This is a genomic window from Virgibacillus kimchii (assembly GCF_055379185.1).
Genome location: NZ_AP043951.1, coordinates 444,182 through 458,387 on the forward strand (window position 1 = coordinate 444,182; position 14,206 = coordinate 458,387).

At 39.8% G+C, this 14,206-nt stretch carries 11 protein-coding genes; 7 read left to right on the forward strand and 4 right to left on the reverse strand.

All coding sequences use genetic code 11. The features are described from left to right. Window positions 1-93: 93 nt before the first annotated feature. Entirely contained in the window at window positions 94-1,845 is a 1,752-nt protein-coding gene (locus ACZ42C_RS02320; protein WP_461183786.1) for an ABC transporter ATP-binding protein, read from the forward strand. 151 nt (window positions 1,846-1,996) lie between these two features. On the opposite strand, the gene ACZ42C_RS02325 is transcribed toward ACZ42C_RS02320, so the two are convergent. Next, on the reverse strand, window positions 1,997-3,226 hold the full coding sequence (locus ACZ42C_RS02325) for an IS110 family RNA-guided transposase (protein WP_461183817.1): 1,230 nt from the start codon (window positions 3,224-3,226) through the stop codon (window positions 1,997-1,999). Window positions 3,227-3,607: 381 nt separating this feature from the next. Here ACZ42C_RS02325 and ACZ42C_RS02330 point away from each other — a divergent pair, with 381 nt between their 5' ends. Together ACZ42C_RS02330 and ACZ42C_RS02335 are read left to right on the forward strand one after the other, a co-directional pair. Further along, window positions 3,608-5,437 (forward strand): ABC transporter ATP-binding protein, encoded by a 1,830-nt coding sequence (locus ACZ42C_RS02330; RefSeq protein ID WP_461182372.1) that lies wholly within the window; start codon window positions 3,608-3,610, stop codon window positions 5,435-5,437. 93 nt (window positions 5,438-5,530) lie between these two features. Beyond that, on the forward strand, window positions 5,531-6,196 hold the full coding sequence (locus ACZ42C_RS02335; protein ID WP_461182371.1) for a potassium channel family protein: 666 nt from the start codon (window positions 5,531-5,533) through the stop codon (window positions 6,194-6,196). Between the two features lie 45 nt (window positions 6,197-6,241). Here the strand turns inward: ACZ42C_RS02335 and rnjA are convergent, their stop codons facing one another. The 3 genes from rnjA to def all read right to left on the reverse strand — a co-directional run bounded on the left by rnjA (window position 6,242) and on the right by def (window position 9,371). After that, window positions 6,242-7,909 carry a ribonuclease J1 gene (gene rnjA / locus ACZ42C_RS02340; RefSeq protein ID WP_461182370.1) on the reverse strand — a complete coding sequence of 556 codons (1,668 nt, stop codon included), beginning with the start codon at window positions 7,907-7,909 and terminating at the stop codon, window positions 6,242-6,244. 3 nt (window positions 7,910-7,912) lie between these two features. After that, on the reverse strand, window positions 7,913-8,122 hold the full coding sequence (locus tag ACZ42C_RS02345; RefSeq protein WP_461182369.1) for a DNA-dependent RNA polymerase subunit epsilon: 210 nt from the start codon (window positions 8,120-8,122) through the stop codon (window positions 7,913-7,915). Window positions 8,123-8,819: 697 nt separating this feature from the next. Further along, window positions 8,820-9,371 carry a peptide deformylase gene (gene def / locus ACZ42C_RS02350; RefSeq protein WP_461182368.1) on the reverse strand — a complete coding sequence of 184 codons (552 nt, stop codon included), beginning with the start codon at window positions 9,369-9,371 and terminating at the stop codon, window positions 8,820-8,822. Window positions 9,372-9,559: 188 nt separating this feature from the next. On the opposite strand from def, the gene ACZ42C_RS02355 reads away from it, so the two are divergent. The 4 genes from ACZ42C_RS02355 (at window position 9,560) to ACZ42C_RS02370 (ending at window position 14,203) form a co-directional block, all read left to right on the forward strand. Next, window positions 9,560-10,279, forward strand: a complete 720-nt coding sequence (locus ACZ42C_RS02355; RefSeq protein WP_464891322.1) for a YkyA family protein — start codon at window positions 9,560-9,562, stop codon at window positions 10,277-10,279. A 547-nt stretch (window positions 10,280-10,826) separates the two neighbouring features. After that, window positions 10,827-11,909, forward strand: coding sequence for a pyruvate dehydrogenase (acetyl-transferring) E1 component subunit alpha (gene pdhA, locus ACZ42C_RS02360; RefSeq protein ID WP_461182366.1), 1,083 nt, complete (start codon window positions 10,827-10,829; stop codon window positions 11,907-11,909). 3 nt (window positions 11,910-11,912) lie between these two features. Next, complete coding sequence (locus ACZ42C_RS02365; protein ID WP_461182365.1) at window positions 11,913-12,890, forward strand: alpha-ketoacid dehydrogenase subunit beta; 978 nt, start codon at window positions 11,913-11,915, stop codon at window positions 12,888-12,890. A gap of 23 nt (window positions 12,891-12,913) precedes the next feature. Next, entirely contained in the window at window positions 12,914-14,203 is a 1,290-nt protein-coding gene (locus ACZ42C_RS02370) for a dihydrolipoamide acetyltransferase family protein (RefSeq protein ID WP_461182364.1), read from the forward strand. Window positions 14,204-14,206: the final 3 nt, after the last annotated feature.

Sequence of the window (14,206 nt, forward strand, 5' to 3'; positions counted from 1 at the left end):
AAAATTAATAAAATTAAGCAAAAACTGTAGATATTTATTTCGGAAACCGTTATATTAGTAATTACGTATAAACATCGGGGAGGGAAAATCGCAATGGAGACATTTAAAAAACTGAAAGAATTTTATTGGCCTTACAAAAAGTATTTCTTTTTGTCCCTGTTCTTTTTACTTTTTGTTACCGTCATTACAGTTGTGTATCCAATAGTATTACAGCAAACGATAGATAATGTCGTACTTGCAGATCAATACGCTTTAATACCCTATATTTCAATCATCTTTTTTGTTTTAATGCTGATCAAGGGGATAGCGACATATTATCATCAATACTTGGGTGATTTATTTGGCATAACAGCTGTATATAAATTGCGTGAGGCTTTATATAATAAGCTGCAGGTGTTGGCGTTTAAGTATTATGATAATGCCAGAACAGGTGATATCATGTCCCGGCTGACCCAGGATGTGGAGGGTTTTCGTTTTTTCCTTTCGCTTGGTTTTGCTGAACTGTTGCGGATTGTGTTATTGATTCTGATCAGTTTAAGTGTAATGTTTTACTATTCCATTCCACTTGCCATTGTAACAATGGGGGCGATGCCATTTTTGGCCGTAGTTGTGTACCGGTTTGACAAAAGGGTACATCCGGCTTTCCGGAAGATCCGAAAATCCATGGGGCGATTGAATACACGCGTTCAGGAAAATATAAGCGGTATGAATACGGTAAAGTCATTATCCAGAGAAGATTTCGAAATAGATCGTTTTTCTTCCAGCAATGATCATTACCGGCAAAGATACTTGGATACATCCAAAATATGGTCGAAGTACTTTCCTTTAATGGAGTTTATTGGAAATGCCTGTGCTGTTGCCTTGTTGGCATTCGGCGGATATCTTGTCATCAGTGGAGAATTGACTCCCGGTGCATTAGTGGCCTTCTTTAGCCTGGTTTGGTATATATTGGGTCCGCTCATGAACCTTGGGTTTATTATTAATTTATTTTCCCAGGCAAAAGCCTCGGCTGAAAGGCTTATTGAAATACTGGATGCCAAAGAGGATATTGTGGAAAAAGAAAATCCGATTAATCAGCCTATTCGAGGTCATGTTACCTTTAAAAATGTCACACTAACGTATACCGAAGATGATGATGCAGCTTTAAAAAGCGTCTCCTTTGATGCACCTCCGGGGAAAGTCATAGGGTTAATTGGTGCAACAGGCGCAGGTAAAACAAGTGTCACCCAGCTCATTACCCGTTTTTATGAACCGGAAAAGGGAGAAGTACTTGTAGATGGCAATCCTGTCGGAAATTATGATTTAAAAGTACTGCGCAGCAGCATAGGTTTTGTTTTACAGGAACCTTTTTTATTTTCCACGACCATTCGAGAAAATATTGCTTACGGCGTTCCGGAAGCAACAGATGAACAAATTATAGATGCTGCAAAGCGGGCACAGGCGCATGAATTCATTATGGATATGCCAAAAGGTTATGACACGATGCTCGGGGAACGTGGAATGGGATTATCCGGCGGTCAGAAACAACGAATAGCAATTGCAAGGGCGATATGCATTAATCCAAGTATTCTGGTGCTTGACGATGCTACGTCTGCCGTAGACATGGAAACTGAGTTTAAAATTCAGAAAGCACTAAAAGAGGTAATGAAAGGGCGGACATCGTTTATTATCGCCCATCGTATCTCCTCCTTGAAACATGCTGATGAAATTCTCGTTCTGGAAGAAGGGAAAATTGTAGAAAGAGGAATACATGACGAACTCATTCATAACGGCGGCACCTACGAAAGGATATACAATATTCAATATCAGGATAAAAATGAAATTATGAAAACAGCTGCACTGTAAAAAAAGACCTGCGGTAGTATGTCAAGAGAAAAATGTTAAATTATTTAATTGTCAAGGTTCAATTTGCTTAAAAAAGGCATCAAGAAACTAGACCAGTAAAATAATGTAAATTACTGGAAATAACACAAAGGATATTAGAAGCAATTTAGCTTCATATATTCACGCTCCTTTTCGGCGTGTAGATTTGGTGATTACGTAGTAGCGCATCCACCAAACGCACTAATTTTCTTGCGGTTAGAACGAGGGCTCTTTTGTGTTGATGTTTCGGTACTTCTCGATACTTCTTTTCATAATACACTTGGTATTCAGGAATCTCTCTTCTTACCCGGTTGGCGGCTTCAACTAAGTAATATCGGAGATACTGATTACCATTACGTGATAGCGAAGTATCATCAGCCGTAAAGCGCCCTGATTGGTGTTTACGCCAATAAAGGCCCGCATACTTTGCGATTTTTGTTTCACCTTCAAAACGGTCTATCTGCCCAATCTCAGCGATAATGCCTGCTGTAAATACTGGACCTATACCAGGTACCGTTTGAAGTGTTTGAGGTAATCCAGCCATAATTCGCTTGATCGCTTTATCAATCTCTTTTACTTGCTTTTGAAGAGTCCTTATGACCTCAATAGTAGTGCCAAGAATGATGTCTATAGAGTCCTCTACAACCTTATCTAGGCGATAGGAAGAACGAACAGCTTTATGGATTGATTTAGCTACACACTCTGGATCATCAAAGCGGTTCCTGCCTTTCTCTTGAAGAAATGCTGCTAAATCTTCTATTGGCATTTGCGCCAGTTCATCAAGGCTGTATTTCTCATAAAACAGCTCCATCATGGCATTGCCGAAGACAGAAGACTCCACTTCCTCTGTGAAGGTGTTGCATTTAAAACTTAAGTGCTGAAGAAAGTGTTGTTTTTCTTTAGTTACTTGACGGATGAGTTGGTAACGAGAGCGAGTAAGTTGTTGAAGCGCAACATACTGCTGCTCTTTAACAACAGACATTGGCAAACGCCCAAAGCGTAAATAATCGGCAATGACAAACGCATCAATTTCATCCGTTTTGTCCATATCACTGTAACTCTTTTTAAAGTTCGCAATCTGTTTGGGATTCATAACGAATACTTCTGTACCAAGTGCCTTAAGCGTTTCATCATTATGTAAAAACATGGATGGATGAAAGCTATAAACTGAAGTAGATTCAAGACCAATTTTAATCAAATGGCTTTTTTGGCTTTGTATATACTCTAAAATAGAATCACGTAAAACAGTGGCACCAGGCAAATCATTGGATACTGTGAAGGAACGAAGTTTCTCTCCTTCACCATTTAGAAAACAAACCTTAATATCAAAAGAACTAACATCTAGACCAACAAATAATTTCATGGGGGGAATTCCTCCTTTCGATTTAGAATCATTGGTACTTATTTCTTGGACGCCCTGAGATATCCCTAGTGTGAACGTCGATCAACAACCTCGTGTATAAGTACTATCCCTGATTCGAAAGCCGCCCTAGAGCTACTACCATCCAGGTTCGATAATCAGGGTGCACAGCCTGCGAGTAGGAAGGTCCGCACGTACACTGGGAAACAGTCTTTCTAATGTGGTCGAGCCACAAGGGGGAAAAGAATTGTCCCAAATGATCCTAAGACCATTATCTAGAAATATCTCAGGACATCCAAGAGATTTGACTATATTTTTATAAAAGTAAGAATCTTATAGGCTCAAAATTATGGGCCTAAATATACTATACGAGGGGGGATACTTATGAAACAAGTAAAAAATCAATCCAATGAAAGCAGGCATCTTGAACGATTTCATTATACATTGGACCATGCGGTGGAGAAGCCATTTAATTGGCAGCAGATGTGGCGCCTGCTTGTGTATTTAAAACCATATTCTAAAACATATCTTCCAGCTGCGATCATTGCCATGCTCGTATCGACCCTTGTACGGTTAGCCGTCCCCATTCTTATTGGAGAGGCAGCCATCGGTGTGGCGATTGAAAATGAGGACGTAACCATGCTTACCTATCTGGTGATCCTAATTGGAGTCCTTTATTTATTAAGTTATGCGGGCAATGTATATCGGATCAAGTGGGTAAACATACTTGGGCAGAATGTGATCTATGATTTGAGACAGCATTTGTTTTCCCATGTCCAGCGGCTGTCCCATCGTTTTTTTGATTCCCGGTCGGCAGGTTCCATCTTAGTCAGAATTATGAATGACATTAATTCATTACAGGAGCTTTTTACAAACGGTATTATTAATCTGCTGATGGATATCATTACCCTTACAGGAATTATCGTTATTTTATTCGTGCTGGATCCCACGCTTGCAATGGCTGTCATGATTGTACTTCCGATCATGTTTTATATTTCGACTAAATTGAGAAGAAATATCAGACGCTCCTGGCAGGATGTACGTATTCAGCAATCGCGGATGAACTCTCATTTGAATGAAGGGCTTCAGGGGATGCGTATTACACAATCATTTACACAGGAAAAAGAGAATGCAGAGTATTTTGAAGGAGTTAATGAAGCAAATTATACCAGCTGGAAGACAGCTACAAGAAAAAGTGCCATGTTTCGTCCCTTTGTGGAAATGAGTAATGCCATTGGCACCATCATTCTCATTTCATTTGGAGCTTATTTAATCCTGAATGGAGCCCTTGAAATCGGAACATTTGTCACCTTTGCATTTTTCCTTGGTATGTTCTGGGAGCCGATTTCCCGACTCGGGCAGGCTTATAATCAGCTGTTAATGGCGATGTCGGCTTCGGAGCGTATATTTGAATTTTTGGATGAGCAGCCTAATGTGGAGGAAAAAGAAGACGCCCATGTTTTCACCCATATGAATGGGAAAATTACCTTTGACAAGGTACAGTTTTCCTATGATCAAGATAGAATTGCATTGCATGAAATTTCCTTTGAAATCAAGGAAGGGCAGACGATTGCACTCGTTGGCCATACGGGAAGTGGCAAATCAACCATTGCCAACCTGATCAGCCGCTTCTACGATCCAACTAAAGGTGCTGTTAAAATAGACGGGTTTGACTTAAGAGATGTCAAGATTGACAGTCTCCGGCAGAAAATAAGTGTGGTCCTGCAGGATACCTTTATATTTTCCGGCACCATCATGGAAAACATACGTTTTGGCAGGCCGAATGCGACAGATCAGGAAGTTATAGATGCAGCAAAAGTAGTTGGGGCAGATGATTTTATTCAGCGGATGGCTGATGGTTATAAGACAGAAGTAGAGGAGAGAGGAAATATCCTTTCTGCAGGTGAAAGACAGCTTCTATCCTTTGCCCGCGCTCTATTGGCGGATCCGAGTATTCTCATACTCGATGAAGCAACTGCCAGTATCGATACGGAAACAGAAGTGAAAATCCAGGAAGCATTAAATAAATTGTTGAAGGGGAGGACGGCAATTATTATTGCACATAGACTCTCTACTATTAGGGAATCAGACAACATATTTGTCCTGGAAAATGGCAAAATACTGGAGAGCGGCAATCACGCTGAATTGATGCAGAAGCGCGGTGAATACTACGGCCTGGTTAAATCCCAGTTTCAAATGCTTGATGCAATGTAAATTCACAGTGGAGCAACTTCTATAAGGGTTGCTCCATTTTTATTTCCTCTGTATGATTGGGATAACTTATTTTTTTATGTTGGAGGAAAAGTGATGAAGCGTGACTATGCGGTAATTGGTTTGGGAAGGTTTGGAGGCAGTATTGTCCGGGAGTTGAGTATGGAAGGCATGGACGTTATGGCCATTGATATAGACGAAGAAAAAGTCAATAAATTTAAAAATATTGCGTCGTATTCCGTTATAGCAGACTCAACGGATGAGGATACGTTGAAAGACCTGGGAATAAAGAATATTGATCATGTTATTGTCGCTATAGGGGAAAATATTCAAGCAAGTATTTTAACTACTGTCATTCTTACAGACTTAGGAATTAAAAATATTACTGTTAAAGCACAAAATGAATATCATGAAAAAATACTAAATAAAATTGGTGCAAATCAAGTAGTTCATCCTGAGAGGGATATGGGGAAACGTCTTGCCCATAATATTATTTCCAGCAATATCCTGGATTACTTGGAACTATCCGATGATCATAGTATTGTTGAAGTAAAAGCAGGTAAAAGGTTATTGGGGAAAACTTTAGGGGAACTTGATATTAGGGCGAGATTCGGATGTAACATTGTAGCTATTAAAGAGCCTGATGATATGAATGTATCTCCCGGCGCAGACCATGTAGTGAATAAAGAGGACATATTAATAGTAATTGGTTCAGATAAGGATATATCGCGTTTTGAGAAAAAGTTTGTTATAGATGATTAAAAAAGAAAAACAATAAGTGTATACAGCACTTATTGTTTTTCTTTTTTATACTTCCATTATGATTGGCAGTACCATAGGTCTGCGTTTGGTTCTTTCGTAAAGAAAAGGTGCAATGGTATCTGTAATTTCATTTTTTATTTCGGACCATTGGTTCGTTCTTCGTTCCATCAATTTATTCAGATGGGAACTTACAAGCTTCTGTGCTTCGTTTATTAAGTCTTCTGATTCCCGCATGTAAACAAAACCACGGGAAATAATATCCGGACCTGAAGCGATTTTAAACTCTTTCATATTTATGCTTACTACAACAATCACAAGACCTTCTTCCGATAATATGCGACGGTCTCTCAGCACTATATTGCCGATATCCCCAATTCCGCTTCCATCGACGTAGACAGAGCCGGATGGGATTTTCCCGGCAATAATGGCATTGTCCTTTCCAAGCGCCAGAACATCGCCGTTATCCATCACAAATGAATTTTCCGGTTTCACATCACATGCTGTAGCAAGTTTTGTATGTTCTTTTAACATCCGGTATTCTCCATGAATAGGCATAAAAAACTTCGGTTTCATTAGTCTTAGCATCAGCTTTTGTTCTTCCTGGCTCCCGTGCCCTGATGTGTGAATGTTATTTAATTTTCCATGAATGACATCAGCTCCTGCACGGTATAGTTTATTGATCGTTTTACTTACGCTTACCGTATTTCCAGGGATTGGAGATGATGAGAATACTACGGTGTCACCTGGGATGAGCTGAATTTGCCGATGTGTTCCATTAGCTATTCTGGAAAGTGCTGCCATCGCTTCGCCCTGAGAGCCTGTACAAAGAATGGTTACTTCATGAGCCGGGAGGCGGTTCAGTTCATTGGAATCGACAAATGTATCTTTCGGTGCCTGAATATAACCCATTTCCTGACCGAGATTTATGGCAGATTCCATACTGCGGCCAAATACAGCAACTTTACGGTTATATTTTACCGCTGATTCTATAACTTGCTGAAGCCGGTAAATATTAGATGCAAAAGTTGCAAATATTAATCTTCCATCAACCCTGCTGAAGATTTCATTAATACTTTCACCAACCACTCTTTCAGACATTGTAAAACCGGGTACCTCACTATTTGTACTGTCTGAAAGCAGGCATAGCACGCCTTCTTTGCCTATTTCAGCCATTTTTGTTAAATTAGCTGCTTCACCGACCGGGGTAAAGTCAAATTTAAAATCGCCGGTATGCACGATATTTCCCGGGGGTGTTTTGACAACTATGCCAAACGCATCCGGAATACTATGGGTGGTACGGAAAAAGCCAACGGATGTTTTACGGAATTTAATAACATCATCTTCCTGAATTGTAATTAATTTTGTTCTTCTTAATAGTCCGTGTTCTTCGAGTTTATTTTTAATTAGACCGATTGCGAGTTTCCCTGCATAAATAGGCACATTTATTTCTCTCAGAAGGTAGGGAATACCTCCAATATGGTCTTCGTGACCATGTGTGATGAATAGACCTTTTATCTTATCCTGGTTTTGAACAAGATAGGTGTAATCAGGAATGACGTAATCAATCCCAAGCAATTCATCTTCTGGAAATTTCATTCCGGCGTCGATGAGAATGATTTCATCCTGGAATTGTACACCATAGGTATTTTTCCCGATCTCACCCAAGCCGCCGATTGCAAAAACTGCTGCCTGATCATTCTTTACAAATTTCATTTCCTATACATTCTCCACAGTAAAGTTTGCGGACTTTTTCTCGTAAGCTAAATGTGCGTCGTTTAATGCATGAATATACTCGATATTAACATTACGGTCATTAATTTTTTCCCGGACTTCCCTTGTTGTATCTGCCTCTACATAAAAGGCTTTCGTACGTTCCCTGACAGGAACTTCATCTTTTAATTCCTGATATAATACTTTAAAAATCAAAATTATCCTCTCCTAACTTATTTCTTATCCTCAACCGGTAATCATAGAAGAGATGATCCCTCTCCTATGACACCAGTAAACATTCTCTGTACTATCATGTTTAAAGCAGCCTCAATGGCAAATTCCGGACCAGAAAGAGCTGCTATTAACATTTTTTCACCGTTTTAATTCAATTCCGTTTATTTACATCCGTAGCATTCTATAACCATAGTACCCTAATGAGCAGTAATTTAAAAAGTATGAGACTTCTTTATCTGTAAAAGTGTAATAACGAGCTTATTGCCTGCAGTAAAGTAAATCTGAAATTACTTTAGCTGTAAGCCGTTTTTATTAATGATTGGTATTATCAATGGTAGTTTTTTTGCAAGTAGTAGGTACCCGTCCACGACCAATAAAATCCTTCCAGCGTTTCTTGAGCTTTTCTTTCAGGCGTTTCAGCATAATGTTAAACTCCTTTCAACTTTTTAAGAAAAGCAACAAAAACGTTCTACCGATCCAATCCCTCTTACTATATAGTATAGTATGATTCGAGGAATTTGGAAATAAAAACACGTCATTTGTAATAAAAAATATTTATCCACACTGTAAAACTGCCATCACGACGATTGTATATTTATTTTTCACATCGGGAGAAATCTTATACACCATTCTGTAAAATAAAAGAGCTGTCCTGGGAACAGCTCTTTTATTCGTTCATTTATTCTATTGGTTTTGCATTTTCAGGTACTAAAAAAGGATTTTCTTTGTTGATATGGTCATAAAACATAATCCCGTTTAGATGATCAATTTCGTGCTGTACCACAATTGCAGCATAGCCTTTTAAACGGAGTTTTATCTGTTCATCGTTTTCATCTGTTGCTTTTACTGTAACACGGGTATACCTGGGAACATATCCTTCCACATTCCGGTCAACTGATAAGCAACCCTCGCCACCGGTCAAATAAGCTTTTTCAACGGAATGGCTGACGATTTTCGGATTAACAAGCTGATAACTGTAATGTTTCCCGTTTAAATCGTCAAAATGAACGGCAATCAACCGTTTATTCAGACCAAGCTGGGGGGCTGCGAGACCGACTCCTGGACGCAAATCATACTTTTCGGCTATCTCTTCATTCTGGCTGTTTTTTAAAAATGTGAGCATTTCATCCAATAATTTTTTGTCTTCGTTACTTATTGGAACAGGTACTTCCGCAGCAACTGCAGTTAAAGAAGGATGACCTTCCCGAACGATATCTTTCATTGTTATCATATATATGTCACTCCCAATAAAAATAAAAACATCAAATTACTTTCATTTCAGCACTTCATATTTTAACATATTAATCATATATTAATGATAAATTTGCCACAGAACTACATTTCATTTTACTATATTATAGCATGGAAGAACATGTTATACTGATGAGATGAACAGGTATGAGTATGTGAAGGGGGAAAATGATGAGGAAAATCGGACTTGCGGTTCTTTTCGGTTCGTTTGTTCTGTTATCGGCCTGCGCTGGTGAAAGTACGGAAGAGCAAATACATAGTCAGTTGGAAGAAGCGGTTGCTGAAGAAGCAGCATTTGAGGGTCAACAGGGCAAAATTAGTGAACTGGAGCAAAAGGAACAGGAGTTATACAGCGAGATCATCCAGCTTGATATGGATGAATTTGATCAAATTCAAATACTTTCACAGGAAGCCTTGGAAGTGATTGATGAACGTGCCGATAAAATAAACGAGGAAAGGGAGAGTATTGAGTCTTCTCAGGAAACATTTCAAATGACGGAGGATTTAATTGCGGAGCTCGAAGATGAAAGTGTAAAAGAAACGGGAGAAAATATGTATAGTGTAATGGAAGACCGTTATGAGTCATATTATAACCTGTATGATGCCTATTTGAATTCGTTGGAATTGGAAAGAGAGCTGTATGAGGTGCTGCAGCAGGAAGATACCGAGCAAGAAGAGTTAAACGACCAGATTAACAGCATTAATGAAAGCTATCAGTCAGTACTGGACTATAATGAACAATTCAATGATTATACACGAGAATATAATGAGCTGAAACAGGAATTTTATCAAATGGCAGATATCAATGTGACCTACGAAGATAATGATTCAGGCCATGTTGAAAAAGAGAATGAGGAAGAAGAGGAAGATCAAGAAGAACAGGATTAATCTTGGATAATTCTATTCTTAGACGGGTTACGGATAAAAAAAGTCCGTGACCCTTTTTTGGTTTACGGGACAGCGCACAATATTTCCTTTTACCAATAAACATTGGATTGTGTTAAAAACCAACCAAGAATACCTTACTTGGAAGGGAGTTCAGTTCTGTATATTTTTGGGCTTTGATTCTCAATGAAAATAATTGGCAAAACCAATTTTTGTTGAAAATCTTTTAAAGACACCAATTAATACAGCTGGAGTATATTGTTGAAACAGATTGAATGAAGCGCTTTCTGAAATAAGTGTGGGAGTAAATAAATTAAATCAAACTAATTGACCTATTGTGATGAATATACTACTATTTAAGTTGAGTTCAAATTGTACTAATGATTTTAGATTTATTTGTATAACAGTTTCATCCCGAAACCAATATAAGTTTTAATGCAATATGATAAAGGGTAAAAGTATAGAAGGATTGAATACAGATTTTTTCAGGTTTTGGGGAAGCTAAAAATAAATCACTATAAGGATAAAAGAAAGGAAGAGGTGACCCATTTTGAAACAAGTATTGGAAAATGTGGAAAACCAATTTGAAATGTTCCAGATTCTGAATGAAGATGGAAAAATAGTTAATGAAGAGGATGCACCTGATTTAGGTGATGAGGAACTGAAAGAGCTGATGAAACGGATGGTTTATACCCGTATATTGGATCAGCGTTCTATAGCACTAAACCGGCAGGGGCGTCTTGGTTTTTACGCACCTACAGCAGGTCAGGAAGCTTCGCAGCTTGCGAGTCAATTTGCTTTGGAAAAAGATGATTTTCTTCTGCCGGGATATCGTGACGTTCCCCAGTTGATTTGGCAGGGACTTCCGCTCTATCAGGCATTTCTGTTCTCCAGAGGACATTTTCATGGGAACCAGATGCCGGAAGATTTGCAGGCGTTAAGTCCGCAAATTATTATCGGGGCACAATATGTACAGGCTGCCGGTGTAGCACTGGGTATGAAAAAACGGGGCAAGAAAAACGTTGCTGTCACTTATACAGGGGATGGCGGAACATCCCAGGGAGATTTCTATGAAGGTATTAACATGGCAGGTGCGTACAATGCTCCGGCAATCTTCTTTGTCCAGAACAACTATTTTGCCATTTCCGTACCGGTAGAACTGCAGACAGCTGCAAAAACACTTGCTCAAAAGTCAGTTGCAGCGGGTATTGAAGGTATTCAGGTGGATGGTATGGATCCGTTGGCTGTATATGCAGCTACAAAGCATGCCCGGGAACGAGCTGTTAACGGAGAAGGTCCAATGCTGATTGAAACACTTACCTATCGTTATGGCCCTCACACAATGGCGGGTGATGATCCTACAAGATACCGTACGGAGGACTTGGATAATGAATGGGAGAAAAGAGACCCGATTGTTCGCTTCCGCAAGTATCTGGAAGAAAAAAACCTCTGGTCGGAAGAGGAAGAGAATGAAGTAATTGAAACGGCAAAAGAAGATATTAAAAAAGCAATTAAAGAAGCGGATGAGTATCCTAAACAAAAAGTAACAGATTTAATTGGAAATATGTATGAAGAACTTCCGGTAAATTTAAAAGAACAAATGGAAGAATATAAAGAAAAGGAGTCGAAGTAAATCATGGCACAAATGACAATGATTCAAGCAATCACTGATGCAATGCGCACAGAACTGAAAAACGATGAAAATGTGCTTGTGTTTGGTGAAGATGTCGGTCAAAACGGCGGTGTGTTCCGTGCGACGGAAGGGCTGCAGAAAGAATTCGGGGAAGACCGGGTTTTTGATACGCCACTGGCTGAATCAGGTATTGGGGGATTGGCTATCGGCTTAGGTCTGCAAGGTTTCCGGCCTGTACCCGAAATTCAATTCTTCGGCTTCGTATATGAAACGATGGACTCTATCAATGGACAGATGGCCCGTATGCGTTATCGTTCCGGCGGAAGATGGACATCTCCTATCACAGTCCGTTCGCCGTTTGGAGGCGGAGTGCATACACCTGAGCTGCACGCAGATTCACTGGAAGGCCTTATAGCACAGCAGCCGGGAATCAAAGTTGTTATTCCTTCTACACCATATGAAGCAAAAGGCTTATTGATATCTTCTATCCGTGATAATGATCCGGTAGTATTCCTGGAGCATATGAAATTGTATCGTTCCTTCCGTGAAGAAGTACCGGAAGAAGAATATACGATTGAACTTGGTAAAGCAAAAGTGAAACGAGAAGGGACAGACGTCTCATTGATTGCTTATGGAGCGATGGTTCACACTGCATTAAAAGCTGCAGAAGAACTTGAAAAAGATGGTGTGAATGCAGAAGTGATCGACTTGCGTACTGTTTCCCCGATTGATATTGAAACAATTATTGAGTCTGTGGAAAAAACAAATCGTGCTGTCGTGATCCAGGAGGCGCAGCGTCAAGCCGGAGTTGCTGCCAATATCGTATCGGAAATCCAGGAAAGAGCGATCCTGCACCTGGAAGCACCTGTTCTCCGTGTTGCAGCTCCTGATACAGTGTATGCTTTCTCAGAAGCAGAAGAAGTATGGCTGCCAAACCACAAAGACGTTATAGAAAAAGTAAATGCAGTAATGAACTTTTAAAAATGAGATAGGAGGCAGAACACATGGCTTTTAATTTCAAACTCCCTGATATCGGTGAAGGAATTCACGAAGGGGAAATTGTTAAATGGTTCGTAAAAGAAGGCGATGAAGTAAAAGAAGATGACGTGCTGTGTGAAGTGCAAAATGATAAAGCTGTCGTAGAAATCCCTTCCCCTGTGGATGGAACGGTCGAAAAACTGCATGTGGAAGAAGGCGCTGTAGCCATAGTGGGCGACACACTGATTTCATTTGATGCAGAAGGTTATGAGGGTGATGACTCTGAGGGAGAAGAAGCATCCGAAGCAGCGGAAGAAAAAGCTGAAGAACCTGCATCCGAAGCAAAGGAAGGCAAGCAGGAAGAAAGTAAATCCGTTCAGAAAACGGATGCTGCTGGTGATGATAAAAGGGTTATTGCCATGCCATCAGTCAGAAAATATGCCCGTGACAATGATGTGAATATTAAAGAAGTGGAAGGCACAGGCAAAAATGGCCGTATTACCAAAGAAGATGTGGATCAATTCCTGAGCGGAGAAAAACCTGCAGCAGATGCCGGGGCAGCAGGTGAGGAAAAAGAAACAACCCCTGCAGCAGCAACGGTTACTGAAGGTGCATACCCTGAAACCCGTGAGAAAATGACAGGCATCCGCAAAACGATTGCAAAAGCAATGGTAAACTCTAAAACAAAAGCACCTCACGTTACATTAATGGACGAAGTGGATGTAACCGAGCTGGTGGCGCATCGTAAGAAGTTTAAAGAGATTGCCATGGAACAGGATATTAAGTTAACCTATCTACCATATGTGGTAAAAGCATTGATTTCGGCATCCAAACAATATCCAATTCTTAATGCTTCTGTGGATGATGAAACAGATGAAATCATTCATAAGCATTATTACAATATCGGTATTGCAGCAGATACAGACAGAGGTTTGCTTGTGCCGGTAGTAAAAGACGCCGATCGAAAGTCCATCTTTGACCTTTCCAAAGAAATAAATGAATTGGCAGAAAAAGCCCGAGATGGTAAACTTACTTCTGAGGAGATGAAAGGTGCTTCAAATACAATAACAAATATTGGTTCAGCTGGAGGACAATGGTTTACCCCTGTACTGAATTACCCTGAAGCAGCTATTCTGGGGATAGGACGTATTGCAGAAAAACCAATTGTCCGAAACGGAGAAGTTGTAGTTGCACCGGTATTGGCATTGTCATTTGTCTTTGATCACCGGATTATTGACGGGGCAACTGCACAATTGGCTCTAAACCAAATTAAACGATTGCTGAACGATCCACAATTAATTATGATGGAGGCGTAAAAT

What these genes read in the sequence shown, in the direction of transcription:
- ACZ42C_RS02320 (WP_461183786.1), top strand. Translation starts at nt 94, where the DNA reads ATGGAGACATTTAAAAAACTGAAAGAATTTTATTGGCCTTACAAAAAG.
- ACZ42C_RS02325 (WP_461183817.1), bottom strand. Translation starts at nt 3,226, where the DNA reads ATGAAATTATTTGTTGGTCTAGATGTTAGTTCTTTTGATATTAAGGTT.
- ACZ42C_RS02330 (WP_461182372.1), top strand. Translation starts at nt 3,608, where the DNA reads ATGAAACAAGTAAAAAATCAATCCAATGAAAGCAGGCATCTTGAACGA.
- ACZ42C_RS02335 (WP_461182371.1), top strand. Translation starts at nt 5,531, where the DNA reads ATGAAGCGTGACTATGCGGTAATTGGTTTGGGAAGGTTTGGAGGCAGT.
- rnjA (WP_461182370.1), bottom strand. Translation starts at nt 7,909, where the DNA reads ATGAAATTTGTAAAGAATGATCAGGCAGCAGTTTTTGCAATCGGCGGC.
- def (WP_461182368.1), bottom strand. Translation starts at nt 9,371, where the DNA reads ATGATAACAATGAAAGATATCGTTCGGGAAGGTCATCCTTCTTTAACT.
- ACZ42C_RS02355 (WP_464891322.1), top strand. Translation starts at nt 9,560, where the DNA reads ATGATGAGGAAAATCGGACTTGCGGTTCTTTTCGGTTCGTTTGTTCTG.
- ACZ42C_RS02365 (WP_461182365.1), top strand. Translation starts at nt 11,913, where the DNA reads ATGGCACAAATGACAATGATTCAAGCAATCACTGATGCAATGCGCACA.
- ACZ42C_RS02370 (WP_461182364.1), top strand. Translation starts at nt 12,914, where the DNA reads ATGGCTTTTAATTTCAAACTCCCTGATATCGGTGAAGGAATTCACGAA.